11 protein-coding genes and 2 pseudogenes are annotated in these 25,411 nt (G+C 71.0%); 6 read left to right on the forward strand and 7 right to left on the reverse strand.

The window, feature by feature from the left end; genetic code table 11:
• Window positions 1-419: 419 nt before the first annotated feature.
• Complete coding sequence (locus tag V2S66_RS34600; protein ID WP_413966462.1) at window positions 420-710, forward strand: response regulator transcription factor; 291 nt, start codon at window positions 420-422, stop codon at window positions 708-710.
• A gap of 67 nt (window positions 711-777) precedes the next feature.
• Here V2S66_RS34600 and V2S66_RS23175 read toward each other — a convergent pair whose 3' ends face one another.
• Complete coding sequence (locus V2S66_RS23175) at window positions 778-6,987, reverse strand: ricin-type beta-trefoil lectin domain protein (protein ID WP_330798025.1); 6,210 nt, start codon at window positions 6,985-6,987, stop codon at window positions 778-780.
• Between the two features lie 339 nt (window positions 6,988-7,326).
• Between V2S66_RS23175 and V2S66_RS23180 the strand changes: the two genes are divergently transcribed.
• Entirely contained in the window at window positions 7,327-14,388 is a 7,062-nt protein-coding gene (locus tag V2S66_RS23180; RefSeq protein ID WP_330798026.1) for an RHS repeat domain-containing protein, read from the forward strand.
• A 117-nt stretch (window positions 14,389-14,505) separates the two neighbouring features.
• Here V2S66_RS23180 and V2S66_RS23185 read toward each other — a convergent pair whose 3' ends face one another.
• Window positions 14,506-17,427: an AfsR/SARP family transcriptional regulator gene (locus V2S66_RS23185; RefSeq protein WP_330798028.1), complete on the reverse strand. Its 2,922-nt coding sequence runs from the start codon at window positions 17,425-17,427 to the stop codon at window positions 14,506-14,508.
• 361 nt (window positions 17,428-17,788) lie between these two features.
• On the opposite strand from V2S66_RS23185, the gene V2S66_RS34605 reads away from it, so the two are divergent.
• The 3 genes and pseudogenes from V2S66_RS34605 to V2S66_RS34615 all read left to right on the forward strand — a co-directional run bounded on the left by V2S66_RS34605 (window position 17,789) and on the right by V2S66_RS34615 (window position 18,677).
• Window positions 17,789-17,914, forward strand: a complete 126-nt coding sequence (locus V2S66_RS34605) for a hypothetical protein (RefSeq protein WP_413966463.1) — start codon at window positions 17,789-17,791, stop codon at window positions 17,912-17,914.
• Between the two features lie 122 nt (window positions 17,915-18,036).
• A pseudogene (locus tag V2S66_RS34610) lies at window positions 18,037-18,408 on the forward strand (FAD-dependent monooxygenase); the annotation flags it as partial.
• A 62-nt stretch (window positions 18,409-18,470) separates the two neighbouring features.
• A complete protein-coding gene (locus tag V2S66_RS34615) occupies window positions 18,471-18,677 on the forward strand; it encodes a hypothetical protein (protein ID WP_413966466.1) in 207 nt (68 codons plus the stop codon).
• 201 nt (window positions 18,678-18,878) lie between these two features.
• On the opposite strand, the gene V2S66_RS23195 is transcribed toward V2S66_RS34615, so the two are convergent.
• The 3 genes from V2S66_RS23195 to V2S66_RS23205 form a co-directional block, all read right to left on the reverse strand.
• Window positions 18,879-20,402 carry an MFS transporter gene (locus tag V2S66_RS23195; protein WP_330798030.1) on the reverse strand — a complete coding sequence of 508 codons (1,524 nt, stop codon included), beginning with the start codon at window positions 20,400-20,402 and terminating at the stop codon, window positions 18,879-18,881.
• The gene (locus V2S66_RS23200; RefSeq protein ID WP_330798032.1) at window positions 20,399-21,040 is read right to left on the reverse strand and encodes a TetR/AcrR family transcriptional regulator; all 642 of its coding nucleotides are present in this window, start codon (window positions 21,038-21,040) and stop codon (window positions 20,399-20,401) included. The genes V2S66_RS23195 and V2S66_RS23200 overlap by 4 nt, the downstream gene beginning before the upstream one ends.
• A 624-nt stretch (window positions 21,041-21,664) precedes the next feature.
• A complete protein-coding gene (locus tag V2S66_RS23205) occupies window positions 21,665-21,979 on the reverse strand; it encodes a hypothetical protein (protein ID WP_330798033.1) in 315 nt (104 codons plus the stop codon).
• Window positions 21,980-22,347: 368 nt separating this feature from the next.
• Here V2S66_RS23205 and V2S66_RS23210 point away from each other — a divergent pair, with 368 nt between their 5' ends.
• The gene (locus tag V2S66_RS23210; protein ID WP_330798035.1) at window positions 22,348-22,902 is read left to right on the forward strand and encodes a hypothetical protein; all 555 of its coding nucleotides are present in this window, start codon (window positions 22,348-22,350) and stop codon (window positions 22,900-22,902) included.
• Window positions 22,903-23,326: 424 nt separating this feature from the next.
• Here the strand turns inward: V2S66_RS23210 and V2S66_RS23215 are convergent.
• Window positions 23,327-23,533: pseudogene (locus V2S66_RS23215) on the reverse strand (transposase); the annotation flags it as partial.
• Between the two features lie 286 nt (window positions 23,534-23,819).
• Window positions 23,820-25,337 (reverse strand): aldehyde dehydrogenase, encoded by a 1,518-nt coding sequence (gene adh, locus V2S66_RS23220; RefSeq protein ID WP_330798037.1) that lies wholly within the window; start codon window positions 25,335-25,337, stop codon window positions 23,820-23,822.
• Window positions 25,338-25,411: the final 74 nt, after the last annotated feature.

Raw genomic sequence — 25,411 nt, forward strand, 5'->3', positions numbered from 1 at the left:
CTCGACCCCCGTGATCCCCTGTCCGACCTCGTCCTAGGACGAATCTAGGACGGCCGGAGGAACCCTGTCCTCAGCGTCTCCAAGAAGGTCTGCCGTTCCCGCGAAACGAGCGGGAAGAGCAAGGAGACGTGCGGTCAGGGCAGGGGTGGTGGCCACGACGGTGGCCGTCATGCGGACGTGCCACCAGGGGGTAGACGATGACACGCACTGATCTGGGAACCGGGGGCTCACACCATGCCGGCGGGTATGACCGTTTCCCCCACGAGCCCGCACCGCTCGGGGAGTGGTCGCGGGCACGGCCTCACGAGGCCGGGTGGAGCTGCCTGGAGGGCGACCTGGGGGTGGCCGTGGTCCGGGCGCCCGGGACGGACGCAGCCGGTGCAGCACGATGGCGCGAGGCTCGCATGGACGTGCGGGGGATGGCGAAGAGCCTCGGACCGGTCGGAACCCTGCCGGACCGCGGCGTCGGCGGCCTCCTGCCCGGTACGGGCGCGGCGCGGGTGCGTCCGGGTCAGGCGGCTGAGCCCAGTGCTGTGGAGCGCAGGCTGCTCGGCCTCCTCGCGGAGGGGCTGACCGATGCCACGGTCGCCAGGCGACTCAACGTGTCGCTGCGGACCGAGCGGCGGATGGTCGCCGAGTTGATGCGGCGCCTGGGGGCCAGCGGCCGGTTCGAGGCCGGGGTCAAGGCCGCGCGCCGACGCTGGATCTGACGCGAGGGGACGGCGGCCCGCCGGGAGGTCTCCTGGGCGAGCCGCCGTTCGAGGGCGCAGGGGCGGATCAGGTGCCCTCGACGCCGATCTGGCGCAACTCCAGGTAGTGGTCGCCGTTCTGGTCGACACCCAGGACCGTGGCGGTGACCTTGACGTACCTCGCGCGCGTCGCGTTGAAGAGGAACTGCTGAGGCGCGTCACCGGGCTTGGAGTAGTTCCCCTCGTCGGCCACCGTCGTCCAGTTCGTCCCGTCCACGCTGACGGCGATGGTGAAGGTGTCCGGGAAGCCCGCGCCGATGGTCTGGGCGGCCTCGTCGCGCGGGTAGAGGTCGACCTCACCGATCTGGTGCGTGCTCCCCAGGTCGGCCTGGGCCCACTCGGTGGCGTCGGCGGTGCTGTCGAACCGGCTGGCGTAGCCGGGCACCGTCGTGGTGCCGCGGTAGATGCCGTCGGTCAGGTGGGCGGCCTCCCAGCCGGCGGTCTGACTGGAGGCCGTCGCGATGCCGCCGGCCGCCAGGTCGGTGCCCAGCGGAGGAGTCCATGCCTGGTTCGCGTTGCCCAGGCAGTCGTAGATCTGGAGCTGGGTGCCGTTGTTCAGCGATCCGTTCAGATCGTCCAGGCAGCGCCCGGAGTTCGGGTTGAGCAGATGGATGTGGCCGTTGCCGTCGGACTGGGCGACCCACTGCTGGTTGGCCCAGCCGTCGCAGTCGTGGAGCTGCACCAGGGTGCCGTTGGCGGTGGCACTCGGGCCGCCGGCGATCTCCAGGCACTTGGTGCCGTCGGAAGCGGCGAGGGTGATGGTGCCGTTCGGGTTCATCGACCAGTTCTGGGGTGAGCCGCCGTTGCAGTCCCACTCGTTGACGTGGTTGCCGTTGGTCTGCTGACCGTAGTAGTCGTCGATGCACTTGCCGCTCAGCGTGGGGCTGTAGAGCGGCCCGCGCGCCGCGGTGGGGGTGAACCCGGAGTTCGTGTAGAGCCAGGTCACCTGGTCGGGTGTGAGGGCCTGCTGGTAGACACGGGCGTCCGCGATACCACCGGTGAACCGGGCGCCGACGGCCCCGCCGCGGTCCTTGGCGCCGATCACCAGCGCACTGCCGGCTTTGGCGGCGCTGTTCCAGGCCAGATGGTTGGTCGCGGTGCCGGCGAGCCGGCCGTTGACGTAGATGCGGATGGTGCCGGAGGTCGCGTCGAACGTGCCGACCAGGTGCGTCCAGGTGTTGAGCGACACGGCCGAGGCGGGGGCGGCGGCGAGGGTCCAGCCGGGGGCGGGATCGTCGCTGGTGGGCATGACCATCGCCCAGGACTGCTGTGAGTCGTCGTAGTCCAGGTAGAAGGACTCCATGGTGGTCCCGGTCTGCGACAGGATGAAGTGGTAATCGGTGGTGTCGCGGAGGTTGACCCAGGCGGCGGCGGAGAACGACTTCGAGGTGTCGACGGCCGGTGCCGCCATGATCTGGCCGTTGCCGTCGAACGTCGCGGACCCGTCGGGGCTCCAGGTCACACCGGAGCCGCTGAGCGTGCCGGGACGGCCGCCGGGGCTGCCGGTGTCGGCGGCGGTGGTTCCGCTGCCGTCGGAGAGTCTCCACCGGCTGACCGGGCCCGCGGTCATCACGACCGTGCCCGAGGTGGTGGCGGTGGCGCCGCCGCTGTCGGTCGCGGTCAGTTCGACCGTGTAGGTGCCGGGCGTGGTGTACGTATGGCTCGCGGTGGCCGCACCTTGCGGTCCGACGACGGTGCCGTCACCGAAGTCGTAGGTGTAGCCGGTGATGGCCGTGGTGCCCGGGTAGGACGCGGTGGCGTCGGCGGTGACCGGAGTGCCGGTCATACCGGTGCCGGGGAGGTTCAGCCCGAGGCTCGGACCGTCGGTGCCGGTCGGGATCAGGCGGAGGGTGTCGATGCCGATGACGTACCGGTTGCCGGCGCTCGCCGGGTTGGTCCCGGTCATGGTGAACGTGAAGCTGTGCATGCCGGCGCTGAGCGTCACGGTCCCGAAGTGGACCGGGACGATGGACACGCCCGAGGCCTGGTAGGCATCGAAGGCGACCGGCAGTGACGCCGCCTGGGCGGTGCCGGAGTCGACGGTGACCGACACCTTCCCGCGGTCGTTGGTCCTGGTCAGCGTCGGGGCGACGGTGTACGTGCCGGCGTTGGCCACGTAGTAGTTCAAGGTGACCGACTGGCCCTGGGCGTTGCCCGGAAAATAGAGCTGGTACCCGTTGGACAACGAGATGCCGCAGCAGTTGCCCTGGGTCTGGGTGGCCGGGCCGGTGGCGCTGCCCCAGATGGACTCGGCCTCCGCGCTCTGGGTCTGGCGTGCCCCGGTGGGCAGGACGAAGCGCTGGGCCGGATCGGGGCTGGCCGCGGTGTCCCAGCATGGCCACAACTGGAAGGGGTTGAGGTTGTTGCTGCTCGCGCCCGAGTCGTCCAGGCACATGCCCGCGGCCGGGTTGTAGATCCAGTAGTGGCCGGGCGCTGACGGGGACGGGATGATGCGCCATGTCTGGTACGCGGCCCTGTGGGTGAGGTCGCAGCCCTGCAGGGTGATCCTGGTTGCCTGGACCAGGGAGCCGCTGGTGTCGATGCAGGTGTTCTGCCGGCCGTCGCCGCCCATGAACCGGACGGTGCCGTCGGGGCCGAAGGCCCACTGCTGGGGACTTGTGGCGTTGCAGTCGTAGAGTTCGATGGCGGTGCCGTCGGAGGTGCCGCCGTGCAAGTCGTCCACGCACTTCTGGCCGGAGGGGCCGCCGGCGACGTCGTTGACGATCTGCCCGTTGACGCCGGTGGTGATCGCGGTGCCCTGCAGGTTGCTGACGCCGGCGGTGGCGCCCCAGTTGACGGCGGTCGCGGTGGTCTGGCTCTGGGCGGCCGGGTCGGCGCCGATCGGCCCCAGCGTGACCGAGACCTGGCCGTCCGGGCTCATAGCCCAGAGGTCGGGGTTGCTGTCGCCGTTGAGGTCACCGGCGGTGTTGATCCAGGAGTACGGGGCGAACTGGCCGGTGGTGCCGAGTTGCTGCTTGCTGCTGAGGTCGCCGAGGCCGGCGCCGAGGGTACCGGTGTCGGTGTGGTTGGTGAACTGCCACAGGGTGCCCGAGGGGTCGTCGGCCCACAGGTCGGGCATGCCGCCCGAACCGCCGGGGTGGCCCGCGGCGTTGCCCGGGGCCATCACCCGCATGAGCGACCAGTCCCAGCCCGGCTGGGAGACCGAGAGCAGCACGGGGTTGGTGAGCTGGCCGATACCGGCCGGCGAGAACATCCAGACCCTGGAGGTGCCCTGGTAGTTCTCGACGGTCACCAGGTTGGTCTTGCACGCGGTGGTGGGGGCGCTGATGGCGCAGCCGCCGCGCGCGGGCCCGAGCGCGATGATCTGCTGGACGGAGTTCCAGGTCGGGTCGTAGCCCACGCAGCCGCCGTTGAGCGCGCCCGGCGTACAGGCCGGCCGGGTGACCAGGGACTGCTGGGTCGAGGAGAAGGTGTTCAGCGTGGTCGGTGGCGTGTAGCCCGGCTGGGTGCTGGCCGAGGCGATCTGGGAGTTGAAGTAGTAGGACAGGTGCCCGTCGCCGAAGCTGTCCTTGTCCCAGGCGAACAGGTCGTCCGTGGGCTGCACCCGTTCGGCGCCGCGGTGCGTGATCAGCGCCGTCGACCACGACCTGCCGTTGGGAGCCGAGGCGGCCGGTGCCGCCTGGACGGCGTTGGCGGAGCCCGCCGGGTCCAGATTGGCAGGGTAGACGATCAGGTTGCCGTTGTCGTCGGCGCCCATCAGGTTCGGGATGCCGTCACCGGTCACGTTGCCGAAGGACACGGGCTGGAACGCCTGCGCCAGGAAGAAGTCGTAGCGGGCGAAGGCCGAGACGTTGCCGGCCTTGTCCACGGCGGAGACGTAGAGGTAGTTGGTGCCCCAGCGCTCGCCGTCGCCCGCGCCGGAGGGCAAGGTGATCGGCGCGGTGGCGTCGGTGGTGCCCAGGCCGGTGGTGCCGGAGGCGCTGGAGCCGACGGTGCCGCAGGCGGCGTTGGCGATGCCGTTGCAGTTCCCGGCGCCCTCGTTGGTGCTGGGGGTGTTGAGAGCCCACTCGAAGTGGTCGATCCCGGTGGTGGGTGCGGTGGCGTTGACGGTGATGGTGCCGCCGGTGCCCACGGTCGGGTACGAGGGCAGTTGCTGGCCGGTTGCGGGGAAGGTGGACCTGGTGACGGTGGGCTGGTGGGGAGGCGTCAGCGCGGCGGTGAACCAGCACTGCGGGCTGGCCGGCGCCGGGTAGTTGTTGCCGTTGTTGTTCCAGGCGTTCCACAGGTCCTGGCCGTTCGGGTTGACGAACTGGCCGTTGGTCATCCACTCGTCGTCCAGGGCCTGGCCCCAGAGCGCGTAGGTATGGCCGTCCTGCAACGTGATCGGGCTGCCGGCGTAACCGTTGCTCCCGGTGGGGGAGACCGCGGTGAGCATCTTCCCGGTGACCGTGGTCGGCGCGGCGTTGTACCCGTAGCCGGCGGTCAGCGTCGAGGAGTAGTAGCCGGGGCTGGGGTAGTCGTCGGCCATCAGTGCCCAGGACACCTGCCGGGAGTCGAGGTCGTTGAGTGGAATGCTGATGCCGACGTCGGCCGCCTGGACGGGCAGGTAGCCCGCGGTCTGCTCGGTCGCGCCGCACGGGTTCCTGGATCCCTTGTGGTTGCCGATCGGCGTGTCGGTCACCGACGGGGTGCCCCACCAGGGCTCTGACACGAAGTTGACGGTGACGTTGGGGTTGTAGCCGCCGCTGTTCTGCACGTAGAACGCGCCGTAGTTGTTGGTGGTCGATCCCTCGTTCGCGGCGCGCAGGCCGACGGTGTAGGTGCTGCCGCCGCCGCTGTAGACGTCCTGCACCTGTTTGGTGATGTTGACGCTGAACCACTGGTTCTTGCAGTTGGTCGACCCGCCGAAGGTGCTGATCGGATTGGTGAAGTCGGCGCCGGAGGTCGGCCACAGGTTGGTGTTGCTGCCGCCGTTCTGGTTCGACCAGGTGGAGTTGGTGTTGAAGGGGTTGGCCCGCCACGCCTGGGTCGAGGGGCAGGTGGCGCTCTGCGAGATCAGGTTCAGGAACGCGCCGGTGACGTAGCTGACGTTCTGGCCCTGGTCACCGGGGTGTGCGCTGAAGTCGCTGGGCCTGGGCAGGTTGAAGGCCGAGAACGACATCAGCGAGCGGACCAGGGTGCCCCCGCTGTTGCCGACCCGCACGGCCGAGGTGTCGTACGGGCTGTACGGCCACGGGTTGCCGTCGTAGACCGAATGGCCGTTGGACCAGAGCTCCAGCCAGTTCTGCGGGTTCTCGACCCACTGCGGGTCGATGGTGACCGGCCAGACCGTGGACCGCGAGGTGAGCAGCGACCGGCTCGGAGTCACGGTCACCGAACCGTGGGACACCGCGGCCGGCATCCTCGCCAGGTGCGGGCGCGTGGCCGAGCCGGCGGCCCGCGCCTCTTCGCCCTTCGCGGCGGCTGGCGCCGGCTCGGCGGCCGAGTCCCACATGACGGGGGCGGGCCCGCCGAAGACCTCGTGCCCCTCGCGGTCCTTGGCCGTCACCCCGCCGTCGGACGTGGCGCCCACCGAGAGCCCGGTGCCGGTGACACCCAGGCGGATGCTCTTCAGCGCCGGGTTGGCGGCGGCCTTCGCGTCGTGGACCACGAACAGGTCCTGCACGCCGGCCGGCAGCGCCACCAGTTTCAGGTCCACGCCCGGATACACGTCGGCGTAGGTCGCCGTGTCATGGGACAGCGTCGGGGCGGGCAGCGCACCGCCGGGCCAGGTGAGGGTCAGGGTGTGCCCGGCGCGGTCGTCGACCACGGCCAGCGGGCCGCTCCCGCCGCCCGAGAGCCTGACGGCCGCCAGCGCGACCTTGGACCCGATGCTTCCGTCCGCGTTCCTCACCACAGTGGTGTCGATCGGCCGCCAGGAGCCGTTGACCTTCGCGCGCTGCGGGGTGAGGAACTCCTGGGCGGTGAAGGCCCCGGACGGGTTGGCCGTCAGTGTGGTGTAGGGGTTCGTCGCGACGTCCACCCGCACCGCTTTGCGGGTCTTCTTCGCCTGTGCCATCGCCGTGGCCATACCGCCGAGCAGCGGGTTCCCGCGGGCTTGCGGCGCTGAGCCGCGCGGCGTCGCCGGAGTGCCGGAGTGCGGCACGGTGTGCGGGGCGCGTTCCGCGGCCGACCCGGCCGAGTGCGGGTGCGAGGCCGCGGGGGCCGTGGAACCGCCCGTCGACGGAGCTGGCGTGCTCACCGCCAGCGCGGTGGACGGCAGCGCGCCGGCCAGCATGGCGGCGACGGCAACGGCAACGGCTACGGACGCCGGGCGCAGAGGGGTTCGCCGTCGTGTGGGAGGTGATCCTCTCACCGATCCTCCAGATCACGGTGGTTGTGGGCGCGCGGACCGCGAAGTCGGCGCTGAAGCCTGGACTGTAGGTGCCGGTGTGCGGGCGGGTCCCCGGTCGCGCACGGAGGTTGGCACCTTCCTGCCAGATCGACCTGGTACGGCTGCCGGCGGCCTCGCCGGGGGTGTTTCACTGCCGGGTGTGAGATCAGGGAGGGCGGGAACGCCGGTCCGCGGCTTCGCCTGTCCGCCGGCGAGGTTCACGACGAAGGAGATGGCGGGGGAATGAGCTTCCGGAGGGCGGGCACGGTGTCCGCGTCGTCCAGGCGACCTGCGGCCAGGATGCGGTGGTGCACCGCGGTGACCGTCCTGGCGGTCCTGTCGGGGGTGCTGGCCGCGCCGGTGCCCGCTCTGGCGCGGTCGGCCGTCGCGGCGGAGAAGCACGGTGGGCGGCCGCATGCTCAGAAGGTCTGGAAGCCCAGAGACGTCAAGGTCCTCCCGAGTGTGCACCCGGTCAAGGGACCGCCCCGCCACGGCACCGACGCCGCCCCTCACGTCATCTCGCCGCCGCCGGTGAAGCCGTCGTGGCCGCGGGCCGCGACGTTCACGGTGGCCCTGGGCGGGGCCACCGTTCCGAAGGCGTCCACGACCGGCGGAGCGGACGCGGACGCGGCCGTGGCCGTCGCCCCGAGCGGCACACTGGCGGCTCCGGCGGGCGGCGCCGAGCGAGCGCCGACCGGCCACGGCCCGGCATCCGTCCGCGTCACCGTGGCCGATCACCGGACGGCCGCCGCCGCGGGCGTGCGGGGGACCGTGGTCCAGGTGGCACGCGCCGACGGATCGACCGAGGCGGGCGCCGTTGACGTCTCCCTCGCGTACGGAGCGTGGGCCGAGGCATTCGGCGGAGACTTCGCGGATCGTCTGAGACTGGTGCACCTACCGCCCTGTGCGCTGACCACTCCGGATGTGCCCTCCTGCCGGGTGCAGACACCCGTCCGGACGGTCAACGACCGTGAGCGCCGCCGACTCCTCGCCACGGTCGCGCTCCCGGGCGCGGCGACCGAGCCGCAGTCCCGGTGGGCCGCCGCCCCCCAGGCCCGGACCCAGGCGCTGGTGCTGGCCGCGACCAGCACGGCTTCGGGCGCGGACGGGGCCTACACGGCCACGTCCCTGAAGTCCTCCGACTCCTGGACGATCTCGGGGAACTCGGCTTCGTTCGAGTGGTCCTACCCGATGAACAGCCCGCCTTCTCTGGGCTCCGGCGGCACGAGCCTCTCGCTCGCCTACGACTCCGGTTCCGTGGACGGCCGTACCACCGTCTCGAACGGCCAGACCTCGGTGGTGGGGGAGGGGTTCGAGCTCGGCGGCGCCTCCTCGTACATCGAGACCAGCTACAAGCCGTGTGCGAAGGTCGACCCGACCGGTTGGGCGAGTTCGGGCGACATGTGCCTGGGGGTCGCGAACGCGGCGATCTCGGGCGGAGCGCATGCCGGGGAGCTGGTGCGCGACGACGCCGACACGTCGAAGTGGCGGCTGGCGGCCGACGACGGCACCCGGGTGCAGTTCCTGCACGGCACCACGGGCGGCTCCAACAACACCGCGAACCAGGCCTTCTGGAAGGTGACAGGAACCGACGGGACGGTGTATCTGTACGGTGCGAACCGGCTGCCGTCCGCGTCGGGCGGCACCGGTGGCGACAGCCCGACGTACTCCACCTGGTCGGAGCCCGTCTTCGGCACCGGCTCCGGTACGTCGTGCAACGATCCCACGGGAACGGAGAGCCCGCAGAGCTGCCTGCAGGCGTGGCGGTGGAACCTCGACTATGTCATCGACCCGCACGGCAACGTCACGCGTTACAGCTACGCGCGGGAGCTGGACAACTACCAGCACCAGAGCGCGACCACCGCATACACCCGTTCCGGCTACCTGCGCGAGATCGACTACGGCTGGCAGACGGCCGACGTCGCCACCGCCACGGGCCTGCTCGCCGACGGCAACGCGGCCGGCGCCCGGCCTGCCGCGACCGTGCTGTTCGACTACGCGCCGCGCTGCGTCAACTCGCCCACGAACACGGCCTGTCCGACCGCCCCGCCGAGCGTCGGCTCGGGGATCGCCACCACCGGTATCACCGCGGGCAACCAGGCGTCCTTCACGGACGTCCCCTACGACCAGCACTGCGACGCGGGCAGCACCTCCTGCACCGTCTACTCGCCCGCCTACTTCTCCACCGTGCGTCTGACCGGCGTGCGCACCGCTGTCAACGCGGGGGCGTCGACCGGCAGCCAACCCTCGGGTACGCCGGTCGACTTCAAAGCGGTCGACAGCTACGCCCTGAACCAGTCGTTCCCCGCCCCGGCGGACCACGCGACCGCGGGCAACCGGCCGCAACTGCGGCTGGACTCCGTCAGCCGCACCGCGTATCTGACGAACGCGGACGGCACGGTGGCCACGTCGGCGGCCCCGGCCATCCCGGTGGTCAACTTCGGCTACACGCAGCTCCCGAACCGCTCGCAGGCGTCGAGCCTCTACAACTCGGCCCCGTTCTACCGGTTCCGGCTCGACGACATCACCGACGAGCTGGGTGCGGAGACGCTCGTCGCCTACGGGCGCCCCAGCACGCTCGACTGCGGCACCACCGCACCGCCGGCCACCACCGCGAACGCCACCCTGTGCTTCCCCGAGTACTTCGACAACAACGGCACCCTGGTGCTCGACTGGTTCAACAAGTACCTGGTCACCGGCGTCACCGTGAACGACAACACCACCAAGAACGCCGGTTACCGCTACGCCGCTTCGCGCAGCACCAACTTCGGCTACCTGGGCACGCCGGCCTGGCACACCGACGACTCCGAGCAGGCCGACCCGGCCCACCGCACGGCCGACGGGTTCCGCGGGTTCCGGCAGGTGCAGATCACCAGCTCCGGCGAGTCCCCGGGAGCCAACGCCAAGTCGGTCACCACGTACTTCCAGGGGATGGACCAGGATCCGACCGGCTACGTCTGCCTGAACGACTCCCATCACCAGGCCCCGACCAGCACCGCCTGTCCGAGCGGCGGCTATCGCGACGACAACGCACTGGCCGGCGAGGCTCTGGAGACGCAGATCTACGCCTCTGACACCTCCCCGACCGTGTCCCAGGACGTCATCACCGTCCCGCAGGACCCGACCGGACCCGGGATGGTGACCGCGGTCCACACCCGGCTCTCCGGTCTGCCGCCGCAGCGGGCGCATTTCTCGCAGGTGCAGCGGAAGATCACCTACGCGCCGCTGGCCTCCGGCGCGCTGCGCCGCTCGGAAACCGACTACACCTACGACGACTCGCTCCCCTCATTCGCCGGTTCAGGGGGCGTCGGCGGAAACGGACACCTGATCCTGGCCGACGACAAGGGCGACACCGACGGCAACGGCAACCCGAACGGCGACGTGCAGGAACTCTGCACCTTCACCGGGTACGCCGGGAACACCGCCTCGGGCGTCGACGGGGTCCAGTGGACCGCCTACCCGATGACCACCATCACCTCGACGGTCCCCGCGGGCCGGAGCTGCACCACGACCTCCGAGACCACGGCGACCACCGTCTCGCAGACCCAGACCCTGTATGACGATCAGCCGCCGGGCACGGTCGCCGTCGGCGATGCCACCACGACCCAGGCCGCCGCGTCGTTCAACGGCGACTGGACCACCACGGGACAGGCGACGTACGACCGGTACGGTCGCAAGACCAGCAGCACCGACGCGGACAACCACACCACCAAGCTCGCCCTCACCCCGACCACCGGGCTGCTGCCGACCCAGCTGGCCACCACCGACCCGGCCGGCTGGACCTCGACCATCACCATGGACCGCGGACGCGGCGTCACCGAGAGCGTCGTCGACGTCAACGGGCGGCGCAGCGACGCGGTGTACGACGGCCTCGGCCGCGTGGTGAAGGTCTGGCACCCCGACCACCCGAAGGCCCAGTACGCCGGCACCCCGAACACCGTCTACGACTACGGCCAGTTCGGAACGACGGTCGGCGCCACCGCGGCCGCCCCCAACGCCTTCGTCGAGACCCGGACGCTGCGCGAGAACAACTCCTACGGCCTGTCCTTCTCGATCCTGGACGGTTTCGGCGACCAGGTGCAGACCCAGGCCACCCCACCCGACGGCTCCGCCGGTCTGGTCTCCACGCAGGCCGAGTACAACTCACAGGGCAAGGTCACCCGCACCGCCACGAACAACTTCGACGGCGGCGACACCCCGGGGGGAACCTTCCGCTACTACGGCAACGCGCTGGCCTCGCAGACCGTGACGACCTACGACGGCCTGTCCCGCCCGCTGACCGTCACCCAGTACCACAACGGGGTCGCCGTCCCGGGTGCCACGACCACCACGGCCTACCCGGGCGTCGACCGTACGGATGCCACCGCCCCCGCAGGCAACGGAACGGCGTCGGCCGCGGCCACCTCCACCTTCACCGACGTCCGGGGCCGCAAGACCGCGCTCTGGAGCTACCACAACAGTCCGCCGACTCCGACGGGCAGCGCGGCCGACGCGGACGTGACCGGATACGGCTTCTCCTACGTTCCGGGCGGCACCAGCTCGACGACCACCGACGCCACCACCAGGAACATCTGGACGACCACGACCACCGACCTGCTCGGCCACCACATCACCAAGAGCGACCCGGACGCCGGGACGAGCCACACCGTGCTGGACGACGCGGGCCTGCAGGTGCAGACCCAGGACGCGCGCGGTCAGTTCGTCTCGTCCTACTACGACGCGCTGGGCCGGAAGACCGCCGAGTACCAGGCCCAGCGGCCGGACAGCGGCACGCCGGCGGCCTCCACCGAGCTGGCGTCGTGGAGCTATGACACCGCGTCCTCCTCGGACGGCCATCCCAACCGCGGCCTGCCGACCGGCTCCACCCGCTACACGGACGCCGGCACCACCGCGTACACCAGCGGGGTCACCGGCTACGACGCCGGCGGACGTCCGCTGGGCAGCTCGGTGACCATCCCGGCGGCCGACGGCAACGGCGCGCTGGCGGGCACGTACCGGACCAGCAACAGCTACACCCCGGTGACCGGTCTGCTCGACCACACCGACCTGCCCGCCGCCGGCGGTGTGCCGGCCGAGACGGTCTACAACTCCTACAACGTCAACGGTCTGCTGCTCGCCGCCGGCGGCAACGCCGACTACGTGGTCGCCACGCAGTACGACCAGCTCGGCCGGATCCTCTCCCGCACCCTGGGGGACTATCCGTACCAGATGGTCCAGCAGAACCTCTACGACAGCGCCACCGGTCGCGTCACCAACACGTTCACCGACACCACCGCGGGCCGGAGCACCGTCAACCCCACCCAGCTCAACACCTACAGCGTCGACGACGTCTCCTACACGTACGACGCGGCCGGCCGCCTCACCTCCACCGCCGACCTGCAGAACTGGACCGCCTCCGGCTCCTACCAGCCGGGCCCCCAGGCCCGCGACCTGCAGTGCTACACCTACGACGCCGCGGGCCGCCTCACCAACGCCTGGGCCGACAAGGGCGATCAGATCCCATCCGCCACCACCGACCTCAACAGCCCCACCACGGCCACCGGCGGCCTCGGCTCCTGCGCCTCCTCCACCTCCAACAAGCCGCCGTCCAGCGCCTCGTCCCTCGGCGGGCCGGCCCCGTACTGGCAGACCTACGCCTTCGACGCCAACGGCTCCCTGACCGGCGACCGTTCCTCGGTCACCGACCACGACATCACCGGCAACACGGCCAAGGACACCGTCCGTACGTCGAACTACCCCGCGCCGGGCAGCACGGGGCCGAACCTGCTCAGCAGCGTCACCACCACCGGCGGCGCCACCGCGACCGACTCCTACACCTATGACGCCGCGGGTGACACCGAAACCCGGACCCTGGCCTCCGGCCCCCGGCAGAGGCTCACCTGGGACGCCGAGGGCCACCTCACCACCGTCACCGACAGCAGCACCAGCCCGGCGACGACGGCGAACTACCTCTACGACGCCGACGGCAACCAGCTCATCCGCCGCGACGCCAAGGGGTCCACCGGCACCACGACGCTCTACCTCGGCTCGACGGAGCTGTACCTGGACTCCGCGACCGGGACGGTCACCGGGAACCGCTACTACACCTACCCGTCCGCCCCGTCGATCGTGGCGGCGAGCAGCGGCTCCCTGACGTACGAGATCGCCGACAACCAGGGAACCGGCAGCACCGCCGTCGACGCCGCCACCGGCCACGTGGTCGCCCGTCGCTACGCCAAGCCGTTCGGTGACCCCCGCGGCACGGCCGCGCCCAGCTGGCCGGACGACCACACCTTCCTCGACAAGACCGCCGACGCCTCCACCGGGCTGGTGGACATCGGTGCGCGCAAGTACGACCCCGTCACCGGGCGATTCACATCCGCCGACCCCGTGTTCCAGCCCGGCAGCCCCCAGGCGATCGGCGGCTACGCCTATGCCGGCGACGATCCGGTGAGCACCTCGGACCCCACGGGCCTGAGCCCCACCTGGGCGCAGATCATCGCTGCCGTGGTGGCCGTGATCGTGGCGGTGGTCGCGGTGGTAGCCGCCGGCACCCACTCACACCAAGGGACGACTCTCTCGGCGTCGGGTTCGCATCAGCCGAAGCAGCCGACCTGCAACCAGGGCTTCCACTACAACGGGCACGGCTGCGGACCCGACGGCGGTGTGGTCACTCCCGGCATCGCCCGGGGAATCGACCCGACCGGAACGCGCCCGCTCTTCCCCAGCAGCGACAACCTCTACGACCCGAACCGCTGTGTGGCGGTTTCCGAGCAGGACCAGCACTGCATCTACACCGAGTATACCGAGCCTGCCAACTGGCTCGAGTCCGAGGGCAACGGCATCTGCGACGGCATATCCGACGGCATGTGCCAGCTCAACGAGATCCCGAATCCGCACCCGAACAACGTGGGTGGTGGCGGGCCGGGAGTCACCCGCTCGGCGAACGGTGACGTCCCCGACTGGTATCCGAGGCTGATGCACGATATCCAGTGGGTGCCGGTCATCGGAGACCTTGGTGCGGCCGCAATGCTCCCCTGGGACGCGGTGCACGGGGACACCAATGCTGCGTTCGGCGACGCCTTGGGCCTCATCCCGTTCGCGAAGGAGGTCAAGGGCCTCGAAGGCGTCGAGAAGTGGACCGTCAAGGCTGCCGACTGGCTCGGACACGACCTGCTGAGCGTTTCGCCCCCGGGTGTCGGGAGCGCCACGCTGCCGCCTTCGCCGAGCCCCGGCCCGCCCCCGCCCGGACCCTCGACGTCCGTCACACCGCCCCAGGCGGTCGCTCCGCCGATGTCGGTCACGCCGCCCCAGCCGACACCGTGACGCCGCCCCGGGAGCGGTCCCCACCGCGGACCGCTCCCGGCGCCGGAGGAACTCCACGCCGCCGGGTCCGTGCGCGGCACCGACGACGGCCAGGACGTGGAAGGCGGCTCGGCCCGCTCACGGCGACGAGGGCAGCTCCGGCGCGTCCGCCTGGAGCATGCCGCCGATCGTCCGCCGCAACTGCTGCGCCCGCTCGCGGCGCCGACCCGCCAGCTCAGGCACGTCGGCGGCGGCGTCCAGGTCGCCGATCAGTTGCCAGCACGACGCCTCATCCAGGCGGTCTCCGTGCCGGTGGAACAGCTCCGCCGCGCGCTCCAACGCCGGCACCGCCTGCTCTCGGTCGTGCCGGCCGGCGTGCACGCGGCCGACTTCGAGCAGTGTGTACGCGGCGCACCGTTCGTCGGCGAGCCGCTCGAAGGTGGTCAGGGCCTGCCCCAGGCAGCGCAGTGCCTCATCCGGATCACCGCGCCGGTCGTGCAGCCCGCTGAACCGCCGCAGTACGACCGCCACCCGATGCACGTCGTCGAGCGCCCCGGCCTGGCGCAAGGCGGCGTCGAACAAGGACTCCGCCTCGTCGAGCGCGCCCTGCATGAGCCGCATCACGGCAAGCGAACAGAGCAGCTGCGCCTCAAGGGGCCGGTCGCCCTCGTCGACCGCGATGGCCAGCGCCCGCCCGGCACGATCGGCGCCTTCGTCGTAGTGGCCCCGCACCCGGCTGATCGTGCTGAGCATGGCCAGCGACAGGGCCTCACCGCGGCTGTCCTTGACCTCCCGGCCAAGCCGCGCGGACGACTCCAGCACGCGGGTCGCCGCGTCGAACTCGTCCCGGTAGATGTGTAGTTGGCCGAGCCCGCGCAGCAGCACCGATGCGCCGAGTGCGTTGCCTGCCGCCTCGACCGCGTCCAGCGCGAGCCGGTGCCCGTGCTCCCAGTCCTGATACAGGCAGCGGTGGTCGTAGTACGTCGCCGGGGCGGCCGCCAGCTCCCATGCCAGCTCGTCGAGTCTCCAGTGCGCGGCGAGTTTCACCGCGCCGAGCAGTGTGTCGCGTTCCGCGTCGAACCAGCCGACCGGGTCGGCCATCAGCCGGTCCACGACCGGGCCGGGCAGCGACAGGCGGGGGGCGCCCGCGGGCTCGGCCGCCAGCAGACCGGCCGGGAGTCGATCGGCGGCGCGACCGGCCAGGTCGAGCCAGGCCGACAGCACCCGGACCATCGCGTCCCGTTTGTCCGCCGCCGGCAACCGGTCGGCGATCTCCACGGCACACGTCCTGATCAGGTCGTGCAGCCGGTAGCGCGGCTGGCCGATGGCGTCGGTCGCGGTGAGCCGCACCAGGCTGGCGTCGACGAGGGTGTCCAGCACCTCGTCGGCATCCGAGCGGTCCAGCAGCGGGCCGACCACCCAGCCGGGCAGACCGTAGGGGCCGAGCAGGCCCAGCAGGCTCAGCGCGCGTACCGCCTCGTCCGGCAGCAGCCGCAGGCTGAGTTCGACGCTGGCCCGCACGCTCAGATACCCGGTCTTCAGCTCGGCCAGGCGACGGGACTCGTCCTCGATCCGTTCCCGCAGCACCCGCAGCGACCAGGCCGGGCGGCCCGTGAGCTTGGCGCCGGCGATCCGGATCGCCAGCGGCAGGCCGCCGCAGAAGTCGAGGATCGCGTCGGCTTCCCTCGGTTCCCGCTCGACCCGCCGCCGCCCCACGATGCCGGTGAACAACTCCCGCGCCTCTGCCGGGCTCAGCACGTCCAGGTCGATGTGCCGGGCGCCGGGAAGCTGGGTCAGCAGCATACGGCTGGTGATCAGCACAGCGCAGCCGTCGGCCCCGGGCAGCAGCGGCAGCACCTGGGAGGCGTGTCCGGCGTCGTCCAGCACCACCAGCATCCGGCGGTCCGCCAGCAACGACCGGTACAGCGCCGCGCGTTCCGACGCACCGTTCGGGATCGCGCTGCCGACGATCGAGAGCGCGCGCAGCGCCTCGGCGAGCATGAGCGCCGGATCGCGCGGCTCGTCCGACGTGCCCGCGAGGTTGAGGTAGAGCTGGCCGTCGGGGAAGGCGGCGCTCGCCAGCCGCGCGGCGTGCGTCACCAGAGTGGACTTCCCCACGCCGGGACCGCCCATGACGACCACCACCGGGGCCCGGTGCTGCCCAGATCCGTCGAGGAGCCGGGCGACCTCGGCCAGCGCGTGGGCACGGCCGACGAAGTCGGGCACGTCCAGCGGCAGTTGTCGCACCGGCATCGCCATACCCGGTTCGTCGCCCGCCGGGCCAGGACGCTCCGCTCCTGTGCCCGGGGGACCGCTCGCCGGGCCACTGGCGTTCAGCGCGGGATCGGCGGCCAGGATGCGCCCCTGCAACAGCTGGATCGGCGGGGTGGGGTCGACGCCGAGTTCGTCTGCCAGGGTCCGGCGCAGCCGCTCGTACACCTGCAGCGCCTCTCCTTGCCGCCGGCACCGGTAGAGGGCGGTCATCAGGTGTTCGGCGACATGCTCGTCATAGGGGTGCAGGCGCAGCATGGCGGTCAACTCCTCGACCACCTCACGATGACGTCCCAGGTCGAGTTCGACGCTCAGACACCGCTTGTGCGTGGCCGCGCGCTTCTCGTTCAGCCGCGCCGCGTCGAACTCCAGGATCCGACTGGAGACGTCCACCAGCGCGTCTCCGCGCCAGCAGGCCAGCGCGCGCCGCAGTGCGACCGAGCTCTCGAACGGGGTCGTGCACTGCCCCGCGAGCTTCCGCTCGTGGTCGAACTCCAGCAGGTCGAGCTGATCCGGTGCCAGATGGATCTGGTAACCCCCGCGCCGCGTGCTGATCAGGGCACCGGGCGCTCCGCCCGCGGCGAGGTTGCGGCGCAGCCCGGAGAGGGCGTCCTGGACCTGACGGACCGCGGTGGCGGGGGCCTTCTCGTCCCACATCACGGCGACGAGCCGGTCGGTGGCGACGACGTTGTTCGGATCGACCAGGAGCGCAGCCAGCATCTTGGCCTGTCGAGGCCCTTCGAGCCGGACCTCGCGCCCGCCGATCTGGGCGTGTAACGGCCCCAGCACGCCGAATCTCATATCCCCCCCGGAACCGCACGTTCGACGGCGATCCCCCCGCCGACCTCGCACAGGGACGAATCTAGGACGGCCGACGGATCCGTGTCCACACCATCTTTGTGCGGCATCCCGATCACCGCCGCGCCCCGGAACGGACACCCCGGGCGGGTCGGTCCGGTTGCCGTTCCAGCGCGTTGGGCAGCCGCGCACGGTCACGGTGTCAGGGCTGCGGCGCCGGCGATGACGAGGTCGATGCCGACGAGGAACCGCTCGCGTTCGTCGTGCCGCCGAGTGCCCGGAGCGGTCCGCCGAAGCCCTCGAACAACTGCGGTTCCACGCGATCATCCACCAGGGCGCCGACGCCGCACGCGTGCTCGACCCGGACGGCAAGGTGCTGCTCGAAATCCCCGGCGACTCGACCACGCGCCCCGAGGCGCTGCGCGGGAGCCTTCGCCGGATCCCGCTCGACTCCCTGCCCGAGGGCACCGTCCAGTGAAGGTCTCCGGTGTCCGCGCCCTGGGCGCAGGTCGGCACGAGCTGGCCTTCGCCGACGGAACGACCGCGGCCACCGACCTCCTGGTCGGAGCCGACGGCGCCTGGTCCAAGGCCAGGCCGCTGGTGTCCGACGCCACGCCCGAGTACGTCGGCACCACCTTCGTCGAGACGTATCTGCACGACGTCGATGCGCGGCACACCGCGACGGCCGAGGCGGTCGGCGCCGCCGCGATGTACGCGCTGACGCCGGGCAAGGGGACCGTCGCACACCGCGAGGCGGACGACGTCCCGCACACGTACGTCGAGCTGACGCGCCCCGCGAGTGGTTCGCCGCCGTCGACTTCACCGACGCCGCCGACGCGAGTGCCCGGGTCGCGGCCGAGTTCGACGGCTGGGCCCCACCCCACGGCCTTGATCACCGAAGGCGAGACCGCGCCGGTCGCGCGCATGATCCACACGCTCCCGACGGGTCACCGCTGGGACCACGTGCCCGGCGTCACCCTCCTGGGCGACGCGGCGCATTTGACGCCGCCGTCGGGCTACGGCGCCAACCTGCGATGTTCGACGGCGCGCAGCTCGCCCAGGCGATCGCCGCCCACCCCGGTGACACCGACGCGGCACTCACCGCCTACGAAGAGGCCCTGTTCCCCCGCAGCGATGCCTTCTACGCCGCCGCCCACGCGATGCTGGACCTGGTCCTGGGCGACCGCACGCCGTTCGACTTCATCGACCTCCTCCGCGACGGCCCCCAGGACCGGTCCTGAGCCACCCGGCCGACTGACGCCGGCTTCGAGGAGGGCGGCCGGCCGCCGGCCGGGGAAGGGCCCGACGCCCAGGACGGTGGTGGCGCCGGCAGAGGGCCCCGGTGCCGGCTGCGTGGCACCCGGTGCACCCGGCCTGGGTGGGGGCTGCGAGCAGGCCGGCGGGGCCCAGGACGCCGCTGGTTCGCGACGGCCCCCCGTGGCTCAGGGCGATGTCAGCGGGCGGTCACCGGTCCTGGCCGAGTCCCCGGCCGGGTCGGCTCTGCCGTCGGGGCGGCTCTGCGGGCCGGCGTCGACCAGGGTGGCGGCCACGCACGCCGACGCTGCGAGCAGTGCGGCTGCGACCCAGAAGGCGATGCTGAACCCGTGGACCATGGCGGCCAGCCTCAGCTGCGTACCGGCCGCCCGGGAGTGGGCATCGGCCGCGTGCGACGCGGCGTAGCGGGCCGCGGCGCTGTTGGCGACGGTGCTCAGGAGGGAGGTGCCGATGGCGCCGCCGACCTGCTGGGATGTGCTGACCATCGCTGAGGCGACGCCGGCGTCTTTCGGCTGCACGTCGCGCGTCGCGAGGTTCATCGCCGGCATGAACACCAGGCCCATGCCGAGACCGAAGACGAGCAGCGCGGGAAGGACGACCGCCCAGTAGGACCCGCCGACCGAGATCCGGGTCAGGACCAGTGTCGCCGCGGCCGCGATCAGTGCGCCGGGAACCATCAGGAACCGTGGGGGAACCTTCGGCAGCAGCCGTACGGCGACCTGGGTGGAGCCGCCCATCATGCCGACGACCATGGGCAGGAACGCCAGGCCGCTCTTGATCGGGCTGTAGCCGAGGACGATCTGGAGGTAGAGGGTCACGAACAGCAGAGCGCCGAACATCGCGACCACCGCGAGGCCGAGCGCCAGGTACGCGCCGCCGCGGTTGCGGTCCGTCACCACCCGCAAGGGGAGCAGCGGGGCCTTCCCGCGGGCCTGGACGAGGACGAAGAGCGCGAGCAGCACCACCGAGCCGATGAGGCATCCCAGAGTGGTGGGCGAACTCCAGCCGTCGCTCTCGGCCTTGCTGAAGCCGTACACCAGCGACGCCAGGCCGGCGCCCGCCAGCACGATGCCGGGGACGTCCAGGCGGTTGCGGTTGCCGCCGCCCGCCGGCTCCTTGATCACGAACACGGCTCCGGCCACTGCTATCGCGGCGAAGAAGACGTTGACGTAGAGCGTCCAGCGCCAGTCGGCGTACTCGGTCAGCAGGCCGCCGAGAATGAGGCCGACCGCGGCCCCGCCGCCGGAGATCGCACTGTAGATCCCGAACGCCTTCGTCCGCTCTCTGGGCTGGGTGAACAGCACCGTGAGGAGCGAGAGCGCTGCCGGCGCGAGCACCGCGCCGAAGGCTCCCTGCAGGGCGCGGGCCCCGATGAGCATGCCGGTGTCGACCGACGCGCCGCCCAGCGCCGACGAGCCGGCGAAACCGACCAGGCCGATGACGAAGGCGCGCCGGCGTCCCCAGCGGTCCGCTATTCGCCCTCCGAACAGCAGCAGTCCTCCGAAGGCCAGCGCGTAGGCCGTGACGATCCACTGGCGGTTCGCATCGGAGATGCCGAGGTCCCGCTGGGCGGACGGAAGGGCGACGTTGACGATCGTGCCGTCCAGCACCACCATCAACTGCGCGAGCGCGAGGAAGGCCAGGACCTGCCAACGCCGAGGGTCCAGTGGCTGTGCGGTGGAAACGCTCATGACGGGAACCCTGTCCGACCGGAGGTGGGGGTGGACGTGTCGCGAGCCGGCACGCTGTGGTGGGCCAGCGGCAGGACGACCTGATCGATCAGGGTGAGCGCGAATGCCGAGTCGGGCGCCAGGCCCGTGGTGATCATCCGGTGGATCGCCAGGGCGGGCAGTACGTCGGCGAGCGGCCCGAAGTCCGGCCGCGACGGGATCTCACCGCGAGCGACGGCGCGCTCGAACATCGTCCGCAGGATGCGCTTACGGGGGGCGATGAACCGCTCGGCGAACGCGGCCCGCAGATCCGCGTCATGCACCAGCGACGAGACGAGGCCGGCGGTCACCGACGTCTGGAAGGGGTCGTCCCCCGAATCCAGGTGCCCGGCGAACTCCACCAAGTCCCCTCGCAGCGAGCCCGTGTCCACCCGGTCCGGCGCCGCTTTCATCCGGCTCAGGGCATCCACGACCAGTTCGGCCTTGCCCGGCCAGCGCCGGTAGACGGTCGCCTTCCCGGCCCCTGCACGCGCAGCGACGGCGTCGATGGTCAGCCGGCCGAAGCCGACCTCCGCCAGCAGTTCGAGCGCCGCCCGGCAGAGGTCGTCATCCCTGGAGGCATCGCGCTTGCGACCCGGTGGGACGTCCAACGAGGGCATCGGGGTCCCTCCTTTCTCAAAACTGAACGAAACCGTATCGGAACTCTAGCGTATCGGAACGTCTTCGTCTCGCAAAGGGAGGGGAGCGCCTGTGCGCCAAGGGCGCGTGCTTGTGCGCTCACGGTGGAGAGTCCCTGCGGACGGAAGGTGCCCGCCCTGGCACAAGGACCGGTGCCTCCTGGCGTGCGGGAACGATGCGCATGGTCAGCGGTGCCGCCGCCTGCCGGCCGCCGGGCGCGTACGTGCGGATCGGTTCCCTCGACCTGGTCGCGCAGGCCGAGATTCAGGCCGCAGAGGGCAGCATCGAGCAGGCGCGCGCCACCAGTGGGTTCGAGAGCGATGACGGGCGCTCACCGACAGGCCTTGTGTGGAGGTGGGTCTTCAGGTTGATGGTGCTGGGCGAGGAGAGGGGCAGCTCGGTGGCGGGCCGGCCGATCCCAGACGTAGGGGGCGGCCGCCGTGTGGTTCATCGGCAGCTCCGAGTGGTGCTCGCCGCAGCACGATCAGGTGAATCCGAGATCTTTGGCCTCGGGCAGGGAGCCTAGCGATCCGGCCCATGAAAGCCACCGCGCCCCCTATCCGGCCCCGCGGCCGGATAGGGGGCGCTCGGTCATGTCCAGGAGGTCAACAGTTGGTGTCTCCCGCGCGGAACCACTCATCGCTGTGTCCTGCGCCGTGGCCATTGATGTAGAGCTTGCTGCCGACCTGCGCCGTCTGGCCGGTGCTGTAGATGGTGCCTCCCGCTGCCACGGAGTAGACCCAGGTGCTGTCCCCGCCGCCCGGAGAAGAATAGAAGGGCGCGGTGGTGAGGGCGTGGCACGTGTAATACGTGAATGCAGGGGTGGCGGCTGCGGCCGAGGTCGTGGCCAGGAGGCCGCCGGCACCGAGTAAGGCAGCGGTGCAGGCGCCTGTCAGGGCACGCTTGCTGGTACGCATCATGATCGTCTCCAGTGTGAGGAACCTCCTCTGCCCCCCGGCGGCAGAGGCGTACTCCGGAGAGCCTGCCCGCCAGTGCTCACCAGGACACAGCGTCCGGTCTTCCGGCCGGTGCGAGACCCACTACTGCGAGGTCGGCGGGCTCCTGCAGATCCTGACAGCCCCGGAAGGCGACTGGGCTCCCGCCGAACAACCAGCATGGGCGATCCACCGCACTGCCCACGGGGACGGCATGCCGGCCGCTACGCCTCGGGGCTGACAACAATGCCCCGCTCCGGGGGTGTTTGTCACAGCCAGGCAACAACGCCCCATACCGCCAGGTAATGCTGGGATGATCCCGGTCTCCACCTGTGCAGACCTTTGGGGGGCACATGTCGTACCAGCAGCCGGGGCCCGGTTACGGGCCACTGCCGACCGCCCAGTGGGGCGCGCCGCAGCCTCCACCGCCGAAGAAGTCCAAGCTCGTGCCGATCCTGATCGGCATCGGCTCGTTCATCGTCGTCCTCGTCATCATCGGAGCGGCCACCGGCGGCATGAAGACGGGCGGCGGCGAGCCCAGCACTACGCAGGCCGCCGCGCCAGCGGACCCCACGCCAGCGCCGAGCAAGGCACCCGCGAAAGCGCCGGCGAAGCCCGAACCGGCGTTGGCGAAGACGGTCCTCACCGAGTCCGGGCACGGCATCAAGACGACCGCGAAGTTCACCGTGCACGGGGACTGGGACCTGCACTACACCTACGACTGCACGTCGTTCGGGTTCCAGGGCAACTTCATCGTCACCACCGGGGGCACCGGCTTCCCCGACCCCCTGGCCAACGAGATCGGGAAGAAGGGCACGGACATCACGCACCAGCACGACGGAGGGACCTTGTACCTCGACGTCAACTCCGAGTGCTCGTGGACCGTCAAGGTCGTCGACATTCCCTGACCCCGCACACGACAGCGCCCCGCCCGGCACGTCGCCAGGCGGGGCGCAGATGGCGTGTGCGGTGATCACGGGTCACCCCCGCACACGCCGTCGCCTGCGCGAGGCGCTCTTTACGCCGGTGGATGGCGTAGGAGCCCACGACGATGACCAGGGCGCAGCGGAGTCTTTCGGCGAGCGTCTCAGCAGGTACTGACGAGGCCGGCGGCGAGCAGCGGCGTGCGGCCGAGGGCGCGGAAGGACCAGGCGGTCCACCGCCGGGCCCGTCGGGCGGCCCGTCAGGCGGGCTCGTCAAGGCGTCTGCGGTGCTCGTCGGTGAACCGCCCCGGGTTCGGTAGAGATTTCAGTTTGTGGTTGTGACCTGGGGTTTCGTGGTGGTGAGGTAGTAGTTGGTCTCGTATTCGGCGGGTGGGATGTGCCCTACCACCGCGACATCGACGGCCAGGCCCAGGCGCCCGCCGTCGAAACGCGGCAGCGACAGCCCTGCCAGCACCGTCCGCAAACGGTCGGTGTCGATCCGGCCGTGGTTCAAGCCGCCGTACATCGCTCCGTGCCCACGACGATGCTCGGGCAACAGCGGCAAGTCCACCGGGGACTTCACCGCACCGTCCGCACACAGCACCGCGTCCGCCAGCATCCAGGTCTTGTTCAACTACTACGCCAGGTTCCTCGCGGGAGCGCAGGACCACGCCAACGGCCGCATCGAGGAGTCCATGCGCCACTGGGCCAACAGAGAAGAGGCCGCAGACAGGGAGCGTCAGGGAATCTGGCCCGGAAATGCCCCGGAACAGCTGGTCAGAGGTGGGATACCGGTGGGAGAAATCGGGAGAACACCAGGCACTGTGCCGCGCCGGCGCTGATGAGTCCGAGGCGGTGCCCGGCCTGGTGAATGGCCAGGCCAGGCACCTCTTTTGGGGAGTCTAGAAGAAGCCCAGCTTCTTCGGCGAATAGGACACGAGAAGGTTCTTGGTCTGCTGATAGTGCTCCAGCATCATCTTGTGGTTCTCCCGGCCGATGCCGGAGTTCTTGTAGCCGCCGAACGCCGCGTGCGCGGGATAGGCGTGGAAGCAGTTGGTCCACACCCGGCCGGCCTTGATCTCGCGGCCCATCCGGTAGGCGGTGCTGCCGTCGCGGGTCCAGACGCCCGCGCCGAGTCCGTACAGCGTGTCGTTGGCGAGCTTCATCGCCTCGTCCACCGAGTCGTAGGTGGTCACCGAGACGACCGGGCCGAAGATCTCCTCCTGGAAGATCCGCATGTCGTTGGTGCCGCGGAAGATCGTCGGCTCGATGTAGTAGCCGCCGGGCAGGCCCGCCACCGTGCGCGGGGCGCCGCCGGTGAGCACCTCGGCGCCCTCCTGCCTGCCGATGTCGATGTACGAGAGGATCTTCTCGTACTGGTCGTTGCTGGCCTGCGCGCCCAGCATGGTCGCCGGGTCGAGCGGGTCGCCGCCCCTGATCGCGCGGGTGCGCTCGACGCAGCGGGCCATGAACTCGTCGTAGATCCCCGAGTGGATCAGCGCGCGGGACGGGCAGGTGCACACCTCGCCCTGGTTGAGGGCGAACATCACGAAGCCCTCGACCGCCTTGTCCAGGAAGTCGTCGTCGGCGGCCATCACGTCGGGCAGGAAGATGTTGGGGCTCTTGCCGCCCAGCTCCAGGGTGACCGGGACGATGTTCTCGCTGGCGTACTGCATGATCAGCCGCCCGGTGGTGGTCTCGCCGGTGAACGCCACCTTCGCCACCCGCGCACTGGACGCCAGCGGCTTGCCCGCCTCGACGCCGAAGCCGTTGACGACGTTCACCACGCCCGGCGGCAGCAGGTCCGCGATCAGCTCGATCACCAGCAGGATGCTCGCCGGGGTCTGCTCGGCCGGCTTGATCACCACGCAGTTCCCGGCGGCGAGGGCCGGCGCCAGCTTCCAGGTGGCCATCAGGATCGGGAAGTTCCACGGGATGATCTGGCCGACCACGCCCAGCGGTTCGTGGAAGTGGTACGCCACCGTGTCCGCGTCGATCTCCGCGATGCTGCCCTCCTGGGCGCGGATCGCCCCGGCGAAGTAGCGGAAGTGGTCCACCGCCAGCGGCAGGTCGGCGGCCAGCGTCTCGCGGACCGGCTTGCCGTTCTCCCAGGTCTCGGCGACCGCCAGCCGCTCCAGGTTCTCCTCGATGCGGTCCGCGATGCGGTTGAGGATCAGCGCGCGCTCGGTGGGCGAGGTGCGCCCCCACGGCCCGGCCGCGGCGTGCGCGGCGTCGAGCGCCGACTCCACGTCCGGGGCGGTCGATCGGGCGACCTCGCAGAAGGTCTCGCCGGTCACCGGGGACGGATTGTCGAAGTAGCGTCCCTCGGCGGGCGCGACCCACTCCCCGCCGATGAAGTTGTCGTAGCGGCGGGCGTAGCTGACGATGCTGCCTTCGGTGCCTGGCTGCGCGTAGACCATGGCGGCGCTCCTGAGTACGCAGGGGGTACGACGCGGCCACTGTGGCCGCCGGAGGTTGGCGAAAGGTTGGTCCC

Source organism: Actinacidiphila polyblastidii (genome assembly GCF_036353415.1).
Lineage (GTDB): Bacteria > Actinomycetota > Actinomycetes > Streptomycetales > Streptomycetaceae > Actinacidiphila > Actinacidiphila polyblastidii.